Source organism: Bizionia gelidisalsuginis, from assembly GCF_008086185.1.
Lineage (GTDB): Bacteria > Bacteroidota > Bacteroidia > Flavobacteriales > Flavobacteriaceae > Bizionia > Bizionia saleffrena.
Genome location: NZ_VSKN01000012.1, coordinates 1 through 19,366 on the forward strand (window position 1 = coordinate 1; position 19,366 = coordinate 19,366).

The window sequence follows — 19,366 nt, forward strand, 5'->3', positions numbered from 1 at the left end:
ATAGCAAAAGATGTCAATGCGAAAACATATTTTACACGACCATATACCTCTCAGGATAAAGGAACTGTCGAAAATAGAATAGGTGTTATAAGGAGGTTTTTTCCAAAGAAAACAGACCTTAGAGAAGTCTCAGTCAAGAGAATAAAAGAAGTAGAAAAATTGCTAAATTACAGACCAATTAGAAAGTTTAATTATAATAACCCTATTGAAGTCCTAAATAATAAGTGTGTTGCACTTATGGGTTGAACTCAGCTATCATAAAATTTACATTTTTTTTATTCAAAACCTTTGATTTGGTTCAAAGCTAATAAACATAAGTGGTAAGGGAGTTTTTACCAACCATTTTGTCTATTACACCTAAAATTGAGATAATAAAATAGGTGATAAAAAAATATAAGAAGAGTATGAAGACAACAGATTTATTTAATTTAAAAGGAAAAGTAGCGATCGTTACCGGTGGTGCAAACGGAATAGGAAAAGCAACCGCTTTAATGTTAGCAAAACATGGCGCTAATATAGCGATAGGCGATTTTAATCTTGAGGATGCTAAGAAAGCGGTAAAAGAGATTGAGGCGCTTGGTGTTAAAGCTATTGCCGTATCTTGTAATGTGTTAAAAGATGAAGAGTTGGTAAACTTGGTAGAGACAACGGTTAAGGAATTAGGCGGTATTCATATTTTAATTAATAACGCCGGAGGTGGTGGTGGTGGAAGAGAAAATCCGTCTAAAATATCTGTAGATGATATTAAATGCGACTACGAACTCAACGTTTTTAGTGGTTGGAGATTATGCCAAATGGCAGTGCCGCATATGAAAAAAGACGGTTACGGTTCTATCGTGTTTACAACGTCAATGTCTAGTATAAATAAGAGTCCGAATATGAGTGGCTACGCGGGGTTTAAGGCTGCGGTAAACCATACGGTGGCTAATCTAGCTCACGATTTTGGTCCGGAAGTACGTATTAATGCTGTAGGTCCTGGGGCAACACGAACGGCTGCTTTAGAAAGTGTGTTGACTCCAGAAATTGAAAAACAATGCTAAAACATACGCTAATTAAACGTCTTGGTTATACCGATGATATTGCGGGTGCTATGTTATACTTTGCAGCACCGATTTCTGAGTGGGTAAGCGGACAAACTATTTTTGTAAACGGTGGTGGAGAGCAGGTTTTAGAATAATACGTTCGTAATTAGACGACCCGCTTTTAAAGGTAATAATTGTAAGGCTGAAAGTAGTGCGTTGCGTTGTGGTGTTCTGAAATTCTGAAAGTGAATACAACACCGAAACTGTTTTAAATGGAAGCGACAAACGGAAGCTTTTTTAGGTAGAGAACAAAAACGGTAACATAAAGGTGCCGTTTTTGTTTTTTATGTATATTTGAAACCTACCCAAATTAAGAGAATTGTTATGCTAGAAGAATTTTGGTTTAATGTGCAATATGGTATGAACCATGTTTTGGATATTAACGCTTACGACCACGTATTATTTTTAATCGTATTAACGGTTCCGTATATGTTTAAGGACTGGAAACGCGTGTTTATGCTGGTTACTGTTTTTACAGTGGGCCATACGATGTCTCTATTATTGGCGACTTATGGCGCAGTGAGAGTAGGGGTGCCTATTGTCGAATTTTTAATTCCATTAAGTATTCTTATTATCGCATTATTTAATGTGTTTACAGCAGGTAAAGGCGCGCAAAAAGAGAAAGTTGGTATTTTGTTTTTTTCGACCTTGTTTTTTGGTTTGGTACACGGCTTTGGCTTTGCGAGAGAATTGCAAATGCTAATCGGTCCAAAGGATAACAAGTTTCTAGTTATGTTAGAATTTGCGTTGGGTATTGAATTGGCGCAGATTATTATTGTCTTTTTAGTCCTGTTTATAGGGTATCTAATACAAACCATTTTTAGGTTTTCAAAACGTGATTGGGTTATGGTGCTATCTGCTATTGTGGTTGGTTTAGTGATTCCGATGCTAATTGACAGTGAGTTACTAGGCTAACTGTTTAAATTATTTTTCATAAATCTTTTTTAATTGTATGGTAATTATATAGCGAACCTACTATCTTCGTGGTATAGTTACGCGTAAGAGATTGAGGTATTGTTGGAGCTCTTTTTTATTTTCTAAAAAAAGCGACTACCGAAAGCTTGGTTTTTAGCTTTTTCTGCTAAAAATACGCCCAAAATACTTTTAAAATAGTCTATGCCACATAAAAAATTAAAGTACGATAAAGCGTATCTTAGAATCGCCAAAGAATGGGGGAAGTTATCGTTCTGCGAGCGCAAACAAGTTGGTGCGGTTATTGTTAAAGATAGAATGATAATCTCAGACGGATTTAACGGTACGCCCACAGGTTTCGAGAATTTTTGCGAAGATGAAGACGGATATACCAAATGGTACGTGCTGCACGCCGAGGCTAATGCAATTTTAAAAGTGGCGTCGTCTACACAATCGTGTAAAGGGGCAACATTGTATATTACGTTATCACCGTGCAAAGAATGCAGTAAACTTATTCATCAAGCAGGAATTGTGAGAGTGGTGTATCAAGGCGGTTATAAAGACGATTCTGGCTTGCGTTTCTTAGAAAAAGCGGGGATCGAAGTACAACAAATACAAGAGTTAGAAGCCTAATGAAAATGAAAAAAAAATACTGGCCACTGATTTTAGGATCTGCTATTGCGGTTGGTATTTTAATTGGAGGTAAATTAAATTTTACCGATACTTCCGATCGCTTATTTACGTCCAGTAGTAAAAAAGATAAATTAAATAGACTTATAGATTACATTGATTACGAGTATGTCGATGATGTAAATACCGATAGCATTGTGGATGTTACCGTAAATGAGATCTTAGATAATCTAGATCCGCATTCGGTTTATATTCCTAAAGATGAAATGCAGGAGGTTACCGAAAATATGAAAGGTGATTTTGTTGGTATCGGCATTAGTTTTTATACCTACAACGATACTATTACTGTAATTAGAACTATTGAAGATGGGCCTAGTGAAAAAGCGGGGTTAATGGCGGGCGACCGTATTATTACGGCTAATGGTGATTCGTTATTTGGTCGTGATTTAAACAATGGTGATTTGGTAAAAAAGCTAAAAGGCTTAATAGATACTAAAGTAAATCTCGAAGTGGTGCGTCGCGGTAGTAGCAAACCTTTAGCGTTTACGGTTACACGCGGGCACATACCTATTAAAAGTGTCGATGCGGCCTACATGCTTGGCGATAGTTTGGGCTACATAAAAATTAATAGGTTTGCCGAGTCTACTTATAAAGAATTTAAAAAAGAATTAAATAAACTCCAAGCGCTTGGTGCTACCGAATTGGCTTTAGATTTACGTGCAAATCCAGGAGGCTTTTTAGGAATTGCTGAAAAAATTATTGATGAATTTCTAGAAGATGAAACACTAATTTTATTTACAAAGAATAAAAGCGGACAAATTGATAGAAACTATGCTACGACTCGAGGATCGTTTGAAAAAGGAAAGGTTTACGTGCTTATTGACGAAAACTCGGCCTCGGCAAGTGAGATTGTAGCAGGGGCTTTGCAAGATAATGACAAAGGTGTTATTGTAGGCCGACGCTCGTACGGAAAGGGTTTAGTGCAACGCGAAATGCAATTGGGCGATGGCAGTGCGGTGCGGTTAACAGTAGCGCGATATTACACACCAACTGGGCGTTCTATACAACGAGCGTACGATACAGGCAATAGCGATTATTTTGACGATTATTACGCAAGAATTGAAAGTGGCGAATTGTTTGATGCCTCTAAAATTGAGGTCGCCGATTCTTTAAAATTTACAACACCAAAAGGAAATATTGTGTATGGTGGTGGTGGTATTATTCCTGATGTTTTTGTACCCATAGACCGCGCGATGAATAACGAAACCATCGTGTATTTATACCGTCGCGGATTTATTAATAATTTTGCATTCGAGCATTTAGAACACGATCGCGAGGCGTATGCGAACCTGTCTAGAAAGGATTTTATTACCTTTCATGAGGTAGATGATGCGGTGATTGAAGAATTTAAAGAATACCTAGAAGTAAAGGGACGAACCAATATTATTTTTGTCACCTATAAAAGTGAGATTAAGCAGTATATAAAAGCAGCAATCGCCGAACAATTATATGGTACCGGTGCTTTTGAGGAAGTGCTTAACCAGCGCGATATTATGATTGAAAAAATAATACATCTTAGCGCGGGCGTTATCAAAAAAGATGCAGCACCTATAGAAACTACTGAAGATTCTGAAGTAGAGAATAATAATGCCGTACCCACACAAACAGAGGCGCAAATTATCGACCAGTTAAGTAATGATTAATATTATAAGATATTAAGATAGCAGGTGCTACGGTAGTTTAACGGTCTGTTTTAATGCGAATTAAACAGGGATAAGGTTTGCGTTATGTGGCAATTTCAATTTTATATATATGGAATCCTAAATGGTTACACTTTATCGTGTATTTTAGTGTGCTTTCCTTGGTTCCAAAGCGTTAAAATATCGGTGGCTACATGAGCACCGCTTCCTGCTGCTATAGCAAACTGACTTCTCCAACCAGCTAACGTCCCTGCAACGTACAATCCATTTTCCATTAAATGATTTGTGTTTTCTAGCCAGATGCGGTCTTTAGAAATTGCTGTCTTAGGATGCGCTTTTATATAAGACTCTAAACCTTTAATCGTGATTAAATTGGTGTAACCAACGGCAATAACTACAATTTTGGTAGCATAGGTGTTTTTATTTGTCGTCACCACAAAAGTGTCATTTTTTTTGGCTATTTCAATGACTTTCTCACCCTCAATCTGTTGTACTTCCGGGTATAAGTCGGCAAGTTGTTGTTTGCCTTCAGATAATAAAGAAGCACCCGTAGTTCCTGGTTTTAAACCTAAAACATTATTAAATAAAGCATTTTGTAAATGCGATGCTTTTTGGTGTGTTATAATGGTTACTTTTTTGTCTTCAGCAAACGGCTTTTGTAATCCAGAGCCCAAAACTAAAGCACATGATAATCCCGCAGCACCACCGCCAATTATTAAAGTGTCTAACATTATTTTCGCGATTTTTTTTCTATAGCTTTAGAAATGCGTAAAATTTGTAATAACGCCAAAGCACATAACGATGCGAAAATGGTAATTAAAGCCACAACGCTTTCGCCTTCAAAAAGACTGTCGAAATCTAATTTAGTGACATTAAAAATGAGTAATGCAATAGCTATTGCCGATAAAATATAAGTAAAAATTTTCATAATGTAAATTTAAGCAAAAAGAACCTTAATGTTGTGCGCAAATAATTTTACTGCAATCGCTAATAAAATAACGCCAAATACTTTTCTAATAATACTAATTCCGTTGGGGCCAATAATACTTTCAATTCTCTTAGACGTTTTTAAAACGATATAAATAACAATAACGTTTAAAATAACGGCTACAATTATATTTTGAATGCTAAACTCGGCACGTAAAGATAATAAAGTGGTTAAACTTCCGGGCCCTGCAATTAAAGGAAAAGCTAAGGGAAATACAGAAGCGGTCATTGGGCTGGAAGCATCATCCTTATATAGGGTAATGCCTAGAATCATTTCTAAAGCAATAAAAAATAAGATGAACGAACCAGCAACGGCAAACGAACTCACGTCGATACCGATAAGATTTAAAATACTTTTTCCTAGAAATAAGAAAGAGACTAAAATAATACCAGCTATAATAGAGGCTTTTTCACTTTGAATATGACCAACCTTTTTTCTTAAATCTATAATAATAGGAATATTACCTACAATATCTATAACAGCAAATAATATCATAAAGGCTGTAAATATTTCCTTGAAATTTAATCCCATTTTGAGTCACTTTTAAAATTTGCGCAAAATTAATCTAATAAAATTATATTTCATACTACAAAAACATAAAATTAAAGAGTTTCTTATTCTCTCTAAACTCCTTCAATTAAGTATTATATTTGCAGCTTATTTAACACTTGCAATGTATGTTCCAGTTGGGAAAAACCATAGTTTCGGAAGCTATAATAGAAAATGATTTTGTTTGTAATTTATCAGCATGTAAAGGAGCGTGTTGTGTAGATGGAGACGCAGGTGCGCCTTTAACGAAGGAGGAAACGCAGATTTTAGAAGATGTGTATCCAAAAGTGAAGCCCTTTTTAAGACAGGTCGGAATTGACGCTATAGAAGCGCAAGGAACTTTTACAACCACAGAATCTGGCGAGTTTGAAACTCCACTTATTGATGGTGCCGATTGTGCCTATGTTATTTTCGATGAAAAGAACACCGCTTTATGTGCCCTAGAAGAAGCAAACAACAAAGGTGAAACGAATTGGAAAAAGCCAGTATCGTGTCATCTATATCCCGTTAGAATTAAAGAATATAGTGAGTTTTCTGCTGTTAATTACGAGAAGTGGAGCATTTGCGACGATGCCTGTTCTTTAGGAAAAGAGCTTCAAGTACCGGTGTATAAATTCGTAAAGGATGCGCTTATTAGAAAATATGGTGAAAGTTGGTATGCCGACCTTGAAAAGGTGGCCGCTACTTTTAATCGTTAACGGTAGTCTATCGTAACTTTTTTATAGCTTTAGTGGGAATGTTCAATGTTACTTTTGTGCCGGAAGGTGCATCGTTGTCGTATAAATCTTCAATAGTTATGGTGTAAGAATGCGTGTAACGTTTCGAGAAATTTTCAAGTCGTTTTTTAGTGATTTCAATTCCCAACGATTTTCGTTTTAACACCTTATTTTCTTTAATGGCCTCCGATGCTTTTCGGCCAATACCATTATCGGAAATAGAAATAGTAACAAACTTTTTCTTCGATTTATAAACATGTACCGTAATGCTTTTGTCTTCCTTTTTTGGTGATAGGCCGTGCCATAATGCGTTTTCTAAAAAAGGCTGAAGCACTAGAGACGGGAGCTTTACATTATCTATGTCTATAGAAGGATCTATTACGGTAGTATATTTAATGTGGTTAGAAAACCGAATATTTTCAATATTCATATATAGGCTCATCGTTTCTAATTCTTCAGCTATAGAGATTTGTTTTTCGGTAGAAGCGACCAGTATTTTTCGAATAAACTTAGAGAATTTAGTTAAATAATAGATCGCTTTTTCTTTCTCGTTATTTATAATATACAATTTTATCGAGTTTAAAGAATTGAATATAAAATGCGGATTCATTTGATTTCTAAGCATATCTTGCTCTAAAGTTAAAATCATTTTTTCGCTTTTAAGTTCGCGGTGTCTGTAAAGAAAGAACAACGCCACGCCTAGAAGTAATAATACAGAGAGCAATAAAAGTCCCATTTTGTTATTTTTATCCAATCGTAACTTTACGATTTCATTCTCTATGGCTAACGACTGTATTTGGCTGTTTTTTTTCTCTGTTTCATAGTGCAGTCTTAAAGAGCTTACAAACTGGGCATTCTTTTCACTGAGAATATTTTTATTGAGTTCGATCGCTTTTTTGTAATGTGTTAAAGCCAGTTCATAGTTGTTTTTTTTCTCATTTAATTCTGACAAGTGTAAATATGCACTAGAGATAGACGATTTTAATTCGTATTTAATAGCAACGTTTAGTCCTTTTGTTAGCCACGTTTCTGCAAGCTCTAAATGGTTTAATTTACTATGAGCCCATCCTAAAGTAATATACGTAAAAGCAATATAAAACTGATCTTGATTTTTTTCGGCTAGAGCAATGGTCGGTTCTATAATTTTTAGGGCGGCTTCTGGATTGTTCTGTTTTACGTAGACAGAGCCAATACTCGTATTGCAAATAACGCGCCCCACATTAGAATTTATCTTTTCGTTATATTGTAATGAGATTTTATAGTTTTTTAAGGCTGCATTTAGTTTGTTTTGGGCTTCGTAAATAGCACCAATATTATGGTAATTTATAGCTAAACCGAGGCTGTTATTTGTGGCCATTTCAATTTCTAAGGAACTATTAAATTCTTCTAATGCTAAATCGTATTGTTTTAAGCTGAGGTAAATATTTCCAATACTGTTATGGCATACGGCAATACTTTTTTGAAGGCTTTTTGTTTTAATGGGTTGCTGTTCGGCAAGCTTTAGGGCGTCTTGGTGGTATCCCAATGCACTTTTAATATTATCTAATCGGCGCTCTACCACCCCGAGCATGTTAAGACTTACAATATGGAACTCTATGAGTCCTTTCTGCTTAGAAATGATAAGAGCTTGGTTTAAGAAGTTTTTAGATGTTTTAAACAACGACTTATTTCTGTATTGATTTCCCAGCATAATGTAAGCGTAAACTTCGCCCTGGGGATAGTTTTTTTCTAAACTTTTGGCTAAGAACATTTTCATTTTTAGGGTGTCGTATTTGTTTTTGTAAATCGCATAATCCAAAGCGTTATACGTTTTATGATTTACAGTTATAATACTATCTGCAATCGCTAAAAAATTTTGTGATTGCTGTTGCGGAAATCCACTAAATGAGACAAGAAAAAAGAAGACAAAAAGAGCGGGTCTCTTGTTAAACAAATTAAGGATGAAGCGATTATGTGCCATTACAGTTTCTCTAAAAAATCCGATTTGCGTTGTCTAGCCACTGGGATTCTATGATTACTTTCCATAACCACGTAACCTTCCGTTTTTATGTATTCTTTAATCTTACCCATATTTACAATAAAGGAATTGTGTATTCTGAAGAAACTATCTTCAGGAAGAAGCGTATTCACTTCTTTTAATTTTTTTGTTATGACTAGTTTTTGATTGTTGGCTAAAAATAGGGTGCTGTAATTTCCGTCGGACTCGACAAAAAGAATATCGTCTAGATTTATAAATAATAATTTGCCATCGGCATTAATGGTTATTTTCTTTTTGTTAGTATTAGTGGTGAAATTAATGAGAATATCTTCAATCTTATCGGTCGTCGAGATTCGCTTTTTAAATTTTCTTATTTTCGCAATGGTTTCTTTTAAGTCATCGGCATCTACTGGCTTTAGCAAATAATCTAAAACCTCCTTTTTTAAAGCTTTAATGCCATATTCGTCATAAGCCGAAGTAATAATTATGGCAATATTTTTAGAATCGAGGTGCTCTAAAAACTGAAAACCATCCATCGTTGGCATTTGTATGTCTAAAAACAGACAATCTGGTTTAACGGTTTTTAGATATAGCAGCGCCTCTTCCGGAATAGAAAACGTTTTTATAATTTCTATTTCGGAGCTATAATTTTTAAGTTCCCAAGTTAACCCTTCGATTGCTTTTGGTTCGTCATCAACAATAACTGCTTTCAGCATTTTATTAAAAAATATTTGTACTTAAATATAAAATTAATAATTGAGACTTTTAGTTTTTATGTATAATGGGCTAAAAAAAATGTATGATTAGTCGGTCGCTAGCGTTTTAAAACGCTAAAATTTGTAAAGCCCATTACAAATATTGGAAATCACCCCTCAAATGGGTGTCAAAATAGGGAGGGAATATGCGATTATTTGAGACGTGTTTCCCTCTGAAAAAGCCTTGCGATAAGGCTAACGTATTCAATAATAACGACTAGTGTTTTTGCCCTATATTTACCTTAAAAAAATTACAATTTATAGTTTTTTTTGCATAATATTTTAAAAACGCACGTACCTCAATAAATCCCGCTTGTAGACCTACATTTCAACAATCAATGTTTAAAACTTCTTATGTTTTAACGTTAATTACCTTTTAAAATCAGTTGTAATTTTCAATCTTTGCTAGTCCCAAGAATAATTAAATTTACGTCTAATAGTTTTTAAAATCTCCAATAAAATGTCTCAAGAACTCGAACCAATATTACAAGAAAATAAAGATAGATTTGTAATTTTTCCAATAGAACATCACGATCTGTGGGAATGGTACAAAAAGTCGCAAGCGAGTATCTGGACGGCAGAGGAGATTGATTTGCATCAAGATCTCTCAGATTGGACGAACAAATTAAACGACGACGAGCGTTATTTTATAAAACATATTCTTGCTTTTTTTGCGGCTAGTGATGGTATTGTAAATGAAAATTTAGCAGAAAACTTTGTTAACGAAGTGCAATATAGTGAAGCAAAATTCTTCTACGGTTTTCAAATTATGATGGAGAATATTCACAGTGAAACGTATTCATTATTAATAGATACATATGTAAAAGATGATGCTGAGAAAGCCAATCTTTTTAACGCTATTGAAACATTTCCAGCGATAAAAAAGAAAGCAGAATGGGCCTTAAAATGGATTGAATCACCAAGTTTCTCAGAACGATTAATTGCATTTGCTGCCGTAGAAGGAATCTTCTTTTCAGGATCTTTTTGTTCTATTTTCTGGTTGAAAAAACGTGGGTTAATGCCAGGTTTAACCTTCTCTAACGAGTTAATTTCTAGGGACGAAGGTATGCATTGCGATTTTGCCGTGCACTTACACGAAAATCACTTAGTAAATAAAGTGCCTAAAGCGCGTATTAGAGAAATTCTTGTCGATGCACTTAATATAGAACGTGAGTTTATTACAGAATCGTTACCAGCGAGTTTAATTGGGATGAATTCAAAATTAATGACACAGTATTTAGAGTTTGTAACCGATGGTTTATTGGACGACTTAGGTTGTGAGAAAGAGTTTAATACTGCAAATCCGTTCGATTTTATGGATATGATTTCTCTTCAAGGAAAGACAAACTTCTTCGAAAAAAGAGTGGGAGATTATCAAAAAGCTGGAGTTATGGATATTAATAAAGGCGAGGATGAAGATAAATACAATATGGACTTCGATTTTTAATTTCGACACGCCAGTGCAACAAAATATATAGTAGGCTTATCGGCTATAAAAGACCATATGTGCTACACATTGAATAAAAACTATTAAATAGTAACGCTCTGTTAGCCAGTTTATTATTTAAATAGGAGGACTAAGAAACCCTTTTTCTGAAAAAAGCGTCGGGAAATAAAACTAAATCGTAAAGTATGTTTGTATTAAAAAGAGATGGCAAGAAAGAACCGATAATGTTTGATAAAATCACTGCTAGAGTGAGAAAGTTATGCTATGGTTTAAATGAATTGGTAGATCCCGTAAAAGTAGCTATGCGAGTTATTGAAGGGCTTTACGATGGCGTTACAACCATCGAGTTAGACAATTTAGCGGCAGAGCAAGCGGCAACAATGACGACGACTCACCCCGATTACGCCCGTTTAGCGGCACGTATTTCGGTGTCTAATTTGCATAAAAACACCAAGAAAACCTTTAGCGAAGTAATGCATGATTTGTATACTTACGTTAATGATAGAACTGGAAAACATTCCCCTTTATTATCAGATGAGGTGTATAATGTAATTCAGGAAAATAAAGAAAAATTAGATTCTGCAATAATTTATAACCGTGATTTTAGTTACGATTATTTCGGCTTTAAAACGTTAGAGCGTTCGTACCTTTTAAAATTAAATGGTAAAATTGTCGAAAGACCGCAACACATGTTAATGCGTGTTTCGTTAGGAATTCATTTAAACGATTTAGATTCCGCCCTCGAGACTTACGAGTTAATGTCTAAAAAGTACTTTACACACGCTACGCCAACATTATTTAACTCTGGTACACCAAAGCCTCAAATGTCGTCTTGTTTCTTATTAACAGTAAAAGACGATAGTATAGATGGTATTTACGATACGTTAAAGCAAACAGCTAAAATTTCGCAATCGGCGGGAGGCATTGGTTTGTCCATTCATAATGTGCGTGCAACAGGAAGTTATATTGCTGGAACAAATGGTACAAGTAACGGTATTGTGCCTATGTTGAAAGTCTTTAACGATACGGCACGTTACGTAGATCAAGGTGGTGGAAAACGTAAAGGAAGTTTCGCTATGTATATCGAGCCTTGGCACGCCGATATTATGAGTTTTTTAGACTTAAAGAAAAATCACGGTGCCGAAGAATTACGGGCTAGAGATCTGTTCTACGCGATGTGGATGCCAGATTTGTTTATGAAACGTGTAGAACAAAATGCCGAATGGACTTTAATGTGCCCTAACGAGTGCCCTGGATTATGCGATGTACACAGTGAAGAGTTTGAAGCCTTGTACACGAAATATGAAAGTGAAGGTAAGGGACGTAAAGCGATAAAAGCAAGAGAACTTTGGGAGAAAATATTAGAATCTCAAATAGAAACAGGTACGCCGTATATGTTGTATAAAGATGCAGCGAACCGTAAATCTAATCAGAAGAATTTAGGAACTATTCGTTCTTCAAATTTATGCACCGAGATTATGGAGTACACTTCTCCAGATGAGGTTGCTGTTTGTAACTTAGCGTCTATTGCTTTACCAATGTTTATTAAAGACGGAGCATTTGATCATAAAGAATTGTTCCGAATTACAAAACGTGTAACTAAAAACTTAAATCGTGTCATTGATAGAAATTACTATCCTGTAAAAGAAGCTGAAAATTCAAATTTACGTCATAGACCAGTAGGTTTAGGTGTTCAAGGATTAGCGGATGCGTTTATAAAATTGCGTTTACCATTTACAAGTGATAAAGCAAAAAAGCTAAATAAAGATATTTTTGAAACACTTTACTACGCGGCATTAACCGCAAGTGTGGAAGAAGCAAAGCAAGATGGCCCTTACCAATCGTACGAAGGGAGCCCAATTAGTCAAGGGGAATTCCAATACAACCTCTGGGGAATTAAGGATGAAGAATTAAGCGGTCGTTGGGATTGGGCGAAATTACGTGAGCAAGTACTTGAGCACGGCGTGCGTAACTCGTTATTAGTAGCACCAATGCCTACAGCATCGACTTCTCAAATTTTAGGTAATAATGAATGTTTCGAACCATATACATCTAACATTTATACGCGTCGTGTATTATCTGGTGAATTTATAGTAGTGAATAAACATTTGCTAGAAGATTTAGTAGAATTAGGACTGTGGAATGATGAGTTAAAGAATGAAATCATGAGAGCAAATGGATCTATTCAAGAGGTAGATATTATTCCTGATGATATTAAGGAATTATACAAAACGGTTTGGGAGTTGAGTATGAAAGACATTATCGATATGTCCAGACAACGTGGTTATTTTATCGACCAGTCGCAATCACTTAACTTATTCTTAGAGGGGGCTACAATGACGAAATTAACGTCTATGCACTTCTACGCGTGGAAGAGCGGCTTAAAGACAGGAATGTATTACCTACGTACTAAAAGTGCAGTAGATGCTAAGAAATTTACCGTAACAAAAGCTAAAAAAGAAGCACCTATAGCCCAAACCGTGAAGGCGAGTGCTGCAGAAGAACAAAAACAAAAACAAGCCGCAGAGACTGCTACTAAACTTGCTAAAGAAAAAGCTACAGTAGTAAACACAGAACCGATGTCGGCTGAAGAAATGAAAGCACTAATAGCACAAGCAAAAGAAGCCGATGAAGACGATTGCTTAATGTGTGGTTCGTAAATTTTAATTTTAGTAGTGAAGAAAGCACCTTATATATGTAAGGTGCTTTTTTTGTTTACAGTGAAATGTAACGATGAGTGAATATGCATTTAGAGGCGTGCAAAATGGAGTGAATAAGTTATAAAGTGTTGAAATTGTGGGCGCGATCGCAGTAAAACACTAATGTATCACAAATAGTCATTTGGCCTATGGAACTCTATTTTATGTATTCCCACGACTTTATTGTGTTAGCCCAAGTAAAGTGATTATGAACTATCTTAACAAAAAAAAGCATCCTGAAAAGGATGCTTTTTAAGTTTATATAATAGAGATACTATAGCTCTAATGCTCTTTTAATATCATTGTCCATTAATAATTCAGTTGGGTTTTCTAAAGCCTCTTTAATAGCGACTAAGAAACCAACACTTACTTTACCATCAATAATTCTGTGATCGTAAGATAACGCGACATACATAATAGGTCTAATTTCAACGTGTCCGTCTATAGCAACTGGGCGCTCAACAATGTTGTGCATTCCTAAGATACCACTTTGAGGAGGGTTTATAATTGGAGTTGATAACATACTTCCAAACACACCACCATTAGAGATTGTAAACGTACCACCTGTCATTTCATCGACAGTGATTTTTCCATCTCTAGCTCTAAGTGCTAAACGTTTTACTTCAGCTTCAACACCTCTAAACGACAAGTTTTCTGCGTTTCTAATTACGGGTACCATCAATCCTTTTGGACCCGAAACAGCAATACTAACATCTACGAAATCGTAAGTTAACATTTCTTTTCCGTCGATCATAGAGTTGACCTCTGGGTACATTTTTAAAGCTCTTACCACTGCCAATGTGAAGAAAGACATAAATCCTAATCCAACACCGTGCTTCGCTTTAAAGGTTTCTTTATATTCTTTTCTTAGCTCAAAAACGGGAGTCATATCAACTTCGTTAAACGTCGTTAACATTGCCGTTGTATTTTTCGCTTCTACTAAACGCTCTGCTACTTTACGACGTAACATAGACATTTTACTATTATGAGAACTTCTATTTCCTCCAGAAGGGGTTCCCATAGAAGGTACCGCTTTTACAGCATCATCTTTAGTAATACGTCCGTCTTTACCTGTTCCAGTAACTGCCTTCGCATCCATTCCTTTTTCTGCTAAAACTTTTCTAGCTGCAGGACTTGTAACGCCAGAAGCATACGTTTCTTTTGCTGGGTTTTCTGCTTTAGGAGTGGTTTCTTTTTTTGCTTTAGCAAGGTCTTTTTTAGCGTTGGCGTCGCCGTCTTCGTCAGCACCTTCAGATGTTGATGGCGCTTCAGATGATGAGCCTTTTGGTGCGCTAGCACTTGTGTCTATTAAACAGATCACTTGCCCAACTTCTACCGCGTCTCCTTCTTCAGCTTTTAAAGTAATAATACCACTAGCTTCTGCAGGAAGTTCTAAGGTTGCCTTATCGCTATCTACTTCGGCAATGGCTTGATCTTTTTCAACATAATCACCATCTTGTACTAACCATTCTGCTATTTCAACTTCTGTAATAGATTCTCCAGGAGAAGGTACTTTCATTTCTAAAATCATCGTAATGTAATTTTATGTTTTGTTTATTTTACTTTTTTCGATACGTTCAAAGACTTATCTCTGATTGTTTTTTGTTTTATCAAAAACAAAATCTATAACCTCTTTATGTCTCGCTTTCGATCGTACTGCGCTACCAGCTGCTGGCGCTCCGTATGGTCTTCTTGAGGCCAATCTGAAGTTTCTCGCGTCGTCCAAATGCATTAACATATGGCTATAGGCTCCCATATTTTTAGGCTCTTCTTGTGCCCAGACAATATCGTCTGCATTTTTATATTTTGATAAAATGGCTTTAATAGCTTTAATTGGTAACGGGAATAATTGTTCGATTCTAACCAAGGCAACGTCATCTCTTTTAAGATTTTCGCGCTCTTCATCAAGATCGTAATAGAACTTTCCTGTTAGTAAAACTAATGTTTTTATTTTATTTACATCGCTATTCTCGTCATCTATTAGTGTTTTAAACGAACCGTTTGCGAAACTTTCTACTGTAGAAACACATTTTGGATGACGTAATAAACTTTTCGGCGTAAATATAATAAGTGGTTTTCTAAAATTAGATTTCATTTGTCTTCTTAACAAATGAAACATATTTTCAGGCGTTGTACAATCGGCTACATACATATTGTCTTTAGCACATAATTGTAAATAACGCTCCATTCTTCCCGAAGAATGCTCTGCACCTTGCCCTTCGTATCCGTGCGGCAGTAACATTACTAACCCGTTTTGCGTTTTCCACTTATCTTCTGCAGCAGAGATGTATTGGTCCAACATAACTTGTGCACCATTACTGAAATCTCCAAATTGTGCTTCCCAAATGGTTAATGTATTCGGGCTTGCCATTGCGTAACCGTAATCGAAACCTACAACACCGTACTCAGAAAGTAACGAATTATAAATATAGAAATGACCTTGTTTATCGTTAAGTTGGTTAAGTAATAAAATTTCTTCTTCGCTATCTTCAACCTTTACTACGGCATGACGGTGAGAGAATGTTCCTCTCTCCACATCTTGGCCAGAAATTCTAACATCGTAACCTTCGTCTAAAAGGGTTCCGTATGCCAAATGTTCGGCCATTGACCAATCTAATCTATTCTCGTCGAACATTTTTTGTCTAGACTGTATTAGACGCTCAATTTTACGAATAAACTTTTTGTCTTTAGGCAAATTAGAAATCACTTTTGTAATTTCTGTTAGTTTTTCAATACTCGTTGTGGTGTCTACAGTTTCCATCATCTTATGCTCATCTACGCGTTCGAAATCTTTCCATGTTTCGTGCATAAAAGGTGTAATGACAGTTTTGTCTTCTTTTCTAGAATCTACTAATTTCTCTTCTAGAGCATCTTTGTATATTTTTTCTAAGTTCTTAACATAATTATCGTCGATAAGACCACTCGCTTTTAATTTAGCGGTGTAAATGTCTCTCGGGTTATCGTGTTTAGCAATTGCTTTATATAACTTAGGTTGTGTAAAGCGGGGTTCATCTCCTTCATTATGGCCATATTTTCTATAGCCTAATAAATCAATAAATACATCGCGTTTAAATTTCATTCTAAAATCTAGTGCAAATAATGTAGCGTGCACAACCGCTTCGGCATCGTCGGCATTTACGTGTAATACTGGCGATAATGTTACTTTACCAACATCTGTACAATAGGTGCTAGATCGTGCATCTAAATAATTTGTGGTAAAACCAATTTGATTATTTATAACGATATGAATAGTTCCATTGGTTTTATAGCCATCTAATTGCGCCATCTGAATAAGTTCGTAAACTAATCCTTGACCTGCAATAGCGGCATCTCCATGCACTATTATGGGGAGCACTTTACTAAAATCGTCTTTATAAGATCGGTCTTGTTTTGCTCTTACAATACCTTCTACAACGGCTCCTACTGTTTCTAAATGAGACGGGTTAGGAGCAATGGTTAAGTATATTTCTTTTCCAGATTTTGATTCGCGATGACTCGTCCAACCTAAGTGGTATTTAACATCCCCATCGAATACTTTCTCTTCGTAATCTTTGCCATCAAACTCATTAAAAATGTCTTTAGCAGATTTTCCGAAAATGTTTGTAAGAGTACTTAATCGTCCACGGTGAGACATCCCCATTACAAATTCTTTAACACCATACTCGGCTGCTTTATCTATAACAGCATCTAAGGCAGGAATTAAAGTTTCACCACCTTCTAAAGAGAAACGCTTTTGTCCCACATATTTTGTGTGTAAAAAGGTTTCAAAAGAAACGGCTTCGTTTAATTTTTTAAGAATATGTTTTTTTTCATCGTTAGAAAACTTAGGTTGATTGTTACCAACATTAAGTTTGTCTTGAATCCATTTAAGTTCTTCAGGTCTACGAATGTACATATACTCCACACCAATAGAATGACAGTATACTTGCTCTAAATGTTCGATTATCTTTAGTAGCGTTTGTGGGCCACCATAACCTAACATTTCTCCAGCATCGAAACTAGTTTCTAAATCTGAAGGGGATAAACCAAAGTGTTCTATTCCTAAGGTTGGCGCATATTTTCTACGCTCTCTTACCGGGTTTGTTTTAGTAAATAAATGACCACGTGTTCTGTAGCCATGTATTAAGTTTAAGACCTGGAACTCTTTTAAGACATGTTCTGGGATTTTAGTAGATACACTTTCAACAGCCTTACCTTCCATTCCGTAGTTTTCACTACCAAAATCGTAACCTTGAAAAAAGGCTCTCCAACTAGGCTCAACTGAATCGGGGTTTTCTAAATATTGATCATATAAATCAGCAAAGTATGCTGTATGTGCTGCGTTTAAAAAGGAATATTTATCCATTATAAAATTTAAGACGGGTTCGCTTCAACAAAATTTTATCAAAAATACAATAATTACCAAAATTAGACCTCCTTTTAGTATATTTATAACATCTTTTTATTTTAATTCCTTTTCGATGATAAAAAACACTTCTTTTCCATTGAGAAACCGATTTTTTTTGTTTTGTTTCTCTCTTTTTTTTGGGGTGGCCAACGCGCAATTTGCACATATAGACGCTACTGTTGATTTCTGGGATCGCGTGCGGTTTGGAGGGGGCTTAGGTTTAAGTACTGAGAGTGGTTTTTTTAGTGCCTCTGTGTCACCAAGTGCTATTTATGAGTTTAACCCAATGTTTGGGTTAGGGGTTGGTTTAAGTGGTACATATACGAACCGGAAAAATTTTTATAAAGCGACTGTTTTTGGAAGTAGCCTTATTGGTTTGTTTTCTCCCATTCAAGAGCTACAATTATCGGCAGAATTTGAAGCGTTTTTAGTCACGAGAAACTTTGATAACCCACTATTTAAAAATGACCAATACTGGTATCCAGCCTTGTTTTTAGGCGTTGGGTATAGAACGCAAAATGTTACTGTTGGCATACGCTGCAATGTATTGTATAACGGTGATAAAAGTATTTATGCGAACGCATGGATGCCATTTATTAGGGTTTATTTCTAACTAAAATAAGACATCTCTAAATACCAAGTAATTTTTTACCTTCACAACTCTTTTTTTGTTACTTAAGATAAATTTGTCCTTTAATATGATATTTATCATGTTATATGTCTTTCCATAGTTTTATTTTTGTTTAATAAAACTTATAAATAATGAAAACAACACTAAAATTAATCACCGTATTGCTTGTAACACTACTTGTGAGTTGTGGAGGCAAGGAAGAAAAGAAGAAAGAAAAAATCTCCTATCCTAAGAAAGAACCAACAGAACAGACGACGACACCTAAAGAAGAAAATGTTCCTGCATCAAAAAGAATAGATTTAGCCAATAAAGGTATCGGCCCAATTACATCTGTAGATTTAAGTAATCCTGTAGATCAAAAGATGGTGACACATGGGGCAGATGTTTATAAAAAAATGTGTACTGCTTGTCATAGAATAGATAAAAAATTTATTGGTCCAGCACCAACTGGTATTTTAGAGCGTAGAACTCCAGAATGGGTAATGAATATGATTTTGAACCCACAAGAAATGACTCAAAGAGATCCTTTAGCAAAAGAGTTATTAATGGAATTTAATGGTTCTCCAATGGCTAACCAAGGTTTAACTGAAAAAGATGCTAGAGCAGTTTTAGAATATTTTAGAACTCTAGAATAAGTAACACACTTGCAATTTCGATAAGAAGGAATTTTTAAGCCATTTCATGATTTTATAGTCTTTATTTTTTCATATAAATAACTTTAAGACACTTTAAAAGGTGCTACCGTTGTGTTGTCAGACAACAAATTAGCAGCAAAAGCATATTGGGCTTTTATGGAATTATAGAAGTAAAAGTTAGGAATGAGAAATCACAAATTTGGGATTGAAAATAATGGAAAATAATACAGCAGAAAACGGAATTATTCACAGTGGGG

17 protein-coding genes and 1 pseudogene are annotated in these 19,366 nt (G+C 35.4%); 11 read left to right on the forward strand and 7 right to left on the reverse strand.

Translation table 11 applies throughout. From position 1 onward, the window contains the following. The 6 genes and pseudogenes from ES677_RS15305 to ES677_RS09795 form a co-directional block, all read left to right on the forward strand. A pseudogene (locus ES677_RS15305) lies at window positions 1–246 on the forward strand (IS30 family transposase); the annotation flags it as partial. 158 nt (window positions 247–404) lie between these two features. After that, window positions 405–1,040, forward strand: coding sequence for an SDR family NAD(P)-dependent oxidoreductase (locus tag ES677_RS09780; RefSeq protein ID WP_246124461.1), 636 nt, complete (start codon window positions 405–407; stop codon window positions 1,038–1,040). Continuing rightward, window positions 1,034–1,177 carry a hypothetical protein gene (locus ES677_RS15665; RefSeq protein WP_246124463.1) on the forward strand — a complete coding sequence of 48 codons (144 nt, stop codon included), beginning with the start codon at window positions 1,034–1,036 and terminating at the stop codon, window positions 1,175–1,177. Before ES677_RS09780 ends, ES677_RS15665 begins: the two co-directional genes overlap by 7 nt. A 229-nt stretch (window positions 1,178–1,406) precedes the next feature. Beyond that, the gene (locus tag ES677_RS09785; RefSeq protein ID WP_148381143.1) at window positions 1,407–1,997 is read left to right on the forward strand and encodes a HupE/UreJ family protein; all 591 of its coding nucleotides are present in this window, start codon (window positions 1,407–1,409) and stop codon (window positions 1,995–1,997) included. Between the two features lie 201 nt (window positions 1,998–2,198). Further along, window positions 2,199–2,627, forward strand: a complete 429-nt coding sequence (locus tag ES677_RS09790; RefSeq protein ID WP_148369461.1) for a deoxycytidylate deaminase — start codon at window positions 2,199–2,201, stop codon at window positions 2,625–2,627. After that, the gene (locus tag ES677_RS09795; protein WP_148381144.1) at window positions 2,627–4,327 is read left to right on the forward strand and encodes a S41 family peptidase; all 1,701 of its coding nucleotides are present in this window, start codon (window positions 2,627–2,629) and stop codon (window positions 4,325–4,327) included. Before ES677_RS09790 ends, ES677_RS09795 begins: the two co-directional genes overlap by 1 nt. 125 nt (window positions 4,328–4,452) lie before the next feature. Here the strand turns inward: ES677_RS09795 and ES677_RS09800 are convergent, their stop codons facing one another. From ES677_RS09800 to ES677_RS09810, 3 genes are read right to left on the reverse strand one after another with little or no spacing between them, the layout of a single operon-like run. Further along, window positions 4,453–5,055, reverse strand: coding sequence for an FAD-dependent oxidoreductase (locus ES677_RS09800; protein ID WP_211357873.1), 603 nt, complete (start codon window positions 5,053–5,055; stop codon window positions 4,453–4,455). Continuing rightward, complete coding sequence (locus tag ES677_RS09805) at window positions 5,055–5,252, reverse strand: hypothetical protein (RefSeq protein ID WP_148369467.1); 198 nt, start codon at window positions 5,250–5,252, stop codon at window positions 5,055–5,057. The genes ES677_RS09800 and ES677_RS09805 overlap by 1 nt, the downstream gene beginning before the upstream one ends. 9 nt (window positions 5,253–5,261) lie before the next feature. Next, window positions 5,262–5,843 (reverse strand): MarC family protein, encoded by a 582-nt coding sequence (locus tag ES677_RS09810; protein WP_148369469.1) that lies wholly within the window; start codon window positions 5,841–5,843, stop codon window positions 5,262–5,264. A gap of 146 nt (window positions 5,844–5,989) precedes the next feature. Between ES677_RS09810 and ES677_RS09815 the strand changes: the two genes are divergently transcribed. Continuing rightward, entirely contained in the window at window positions 5,990–6,559 is a 570-nt protein-coding gene (locus tag ES677_RS09815) for a DUF3109 family protein (protein WP_148369471.1), read from the forward strand. 7 nt (window positions 6,560–6,566) lie between these two features. On the opposite strand, the gene ES677_RS09820 is transcribed toward ES677_RS09815, so the two are convergent. After that, on the reverse strand, window positions 6,567–8,537 hold the full coding sequence (locus tag ES677_RS09820) for a tetratricopeptide repeat-containing sensor histidine kinase (RefSeq protein WP_148369473.1): 1,971 nt from the start codon (window positions 8,535–8,537) through the stop codon (window positions 6,567–6,569). Continuing rightward, window positions 8,537–9,271 (reverse strand): LytR/AlgR family response regulator transcription factor, encoded by a 735-nt coding sequence (locus ES677_RS09825; protein WP_148369475.1) that lies wholly within the window; start codon window positions 9,269–9,271, stop codon window positions 8,537–8,539. Before ES677_RS09825 ends, ES677_RS09820 begins: the two co-directional genes overlap by 1 nt. A 499-nt stretch (window positions 9,272–9,770) precedes the next feature. Here ES677_RS09825 and ES677_RS09830 point away from each other — a divergent pair, with 499 nt between their 5' ends. Further along, a complete protein-coding gene (locus tag ES677_RS09830; RefSeq protein WP_148369476.1) occupies window positions 9,771–10,757 on the forward strand; it encodes a ribonucleotide-diphosphate reductase subunit beta in 987 nt (328 codons plus the stop codon). Window positions 10,758–10,942: 185 nt separating this feature from the next. Further along, window positions 10,943–13,417, forward strand: coding sequence for a ribonucleoside-diphosphate reductase subunit alpha (locus tag ES677_RS09835; RefSeq protein WP_148381146.1), 2,475 nt, complete (start codon window positions 10,943–10,945; stop codon window positions 13,415–13,417). Between the two features lie 313 nt (window positions 13,418–13,730). Here ES677_RS09835 and odhB read toward each other — a convergent pair whose 3' ends face one another. After that, window positions 13,731–14,987, reverse strand: a complete 1,257-nt coding sequence (gene odhB, locus ES677_RS09840) for a 2-oxoglutarate dehydrogenase complex dihydrolipoyllysine-residue succinyltransferase (protein ID WP_148369482.1) — start codon at window positions 14,985–14,987, stop codon at window positions 13,731–13,733. Between the two features lie 54 nt (window positions 14,988–15,041). Then, entirely contained in the window at window positions 15,042–17,801 is a 2,760-nt protein-coding gene (locus tag ES677_RS09845; protein WP_148381147.1) for a 2-oxoglutarate dehydrogenase E1 component, read from the reverse strand. A 139-nt stretch (window positions 17,802–17,940) separates the two neighbouring features. Between ES677_RS09845 and ES677_RS09850 the strand changes: the two genes are divergently transcribed. After that, entirely contained in the window at window positions 17,941–18,456 is a 516-nt protein-coding gene (locus tag ES677_RS09850) for an alpha-ketoglutarate decarboxylase (protein ID WP_246124465.1), read from the forward strand. Window positions 18,457–18,605: 149 nt separating this feature from the next. Beyond that, the gene (locus tag ES677_RS09855; RefSeq protein ID WP_148369488.1) at window positions 18,606–19,109 is read left to right on the forward strand and encodes a c-type cytochrome; all 504 of its coding nucleotides are present in this window, start codon (window positions 18,606–18,608) and stop codon (window positions 19,107–19,109) included. The last annotated feature ends 257 nt before the right edge of the window (window positions 19,110–19,366 follow it).

Excerpts from the sequence above, each read along its gene's own strand:
- odhB (WP_148369482.1), bottom strand. The coding sequence starts at position 14,987 with ATGATTTTAGAAATGAAAGTACCTTCTCCTGGAGAATCTATTACAGAA.
- ES677_RS09855 (WP_148369488.1), top strand. The coding sequence starts at position 18,606 with ATGAAAACAACACTAAAATTAATCACCGTATTGCTTGTAACACTACTT.
- ES677_RS09845 (WP_148381147.1), bottom strand. The coding sequence starts at position 17,801 with ATGGATAAATATTCCTTTTTAAACGCAGCACATACAGCATACTTTGCT.
- ES677_RS09795 (WP_148381144.1), top strand. The coding sequence starts at position 2,627 with ATGAAAATGAAAAAAAAATACTGGCCACTGATTTTAGGATCTGCTATT.
- ES677_RS15665 (WP_246124463.1), top strand. The coding sequence starts at position 1,034 with ATGCTAAAACATACGCTAATTAAACGTCTTGGTTATACCGATGATATT.
- ES677_RS09810 (WP_148369469.1), bottom strand. The coding sequence starts at position 5,843 with ATGGGATTAAATTTCAAGGAAATATTTACAGCCTTTATGATATTATTT.
- ES677_RS09790 (WP_148369461.1), top strand. The coding sequence starts at position 2,199 with ATGCCACATAAAAAATTAAAGTACGATAAAGCGTATCTTAGAATCGCC.
- ES677_RS09820 (WP_148369473.1), bottom strand. The coding sequence starts at position 8,537 with ATGGCACATAATCGCTTCATCCTTAATTTGTTTAACAAGAGACCCGCT.
- ES677_RS09825 (WP_148369475.1), bottom strand. The coding sequence starts at position 9,271 with ATGCTGAAAGCAGTTATTGTTGATGACGAACCAAAAGCAATCGAAGGG.
- ES677_RS09785 (WP_148381143.1), top strand. The coding sequence starts at position 1,407 with ATGCTAGAAGAATTTTGGTTTAATGTGCAATATGGTATGAACCATGTT.
- ES677_RS09830 (WP_148369476.1), top strand. The coding sequence starts at position 9,771 with ATGTCTCAAGAACTCGAACCAATATTACAAGAAAATAAAGATAGATTT.
- ES677_RS09835 (WP_148381146.1), top strand. The coding sequence starts at position 10,943 with ATGTTTGTATTAAAAAGAGATGGCAAGAAAGAACCGATAATGTTTGAT.
- ES677_RS09800 (WP_211357873.1), bottom strand. The coding sequence starts at position 5,055 with ATGTTAGACACTTTAATAATTGGCGGTGGTGCTGCGGGATTATCATGT.
- ES677_RS09805 (WP_148369467.1), bottom strand. The coding sequence starts at position 5,252 with ATGAAAATTTTTACTTATATTTTATCGGCAATAGCTATTGCATTACTC.
- ES677_RS09780 (WP_246124461.1), top strand. The coding sequence starts at position 405 with ATGAAGACAACAGATTTATTTAATTTAAAAGGAAAAGTAGCGATCGTT.
- ES677_RS09815 (WP_148369471.1), top strand. The coding sequence starts at position 5,990 with ATGTTCCAGTTGGGAAAAACCATAGTTTCGGAAGCTATAATAGAAAAT.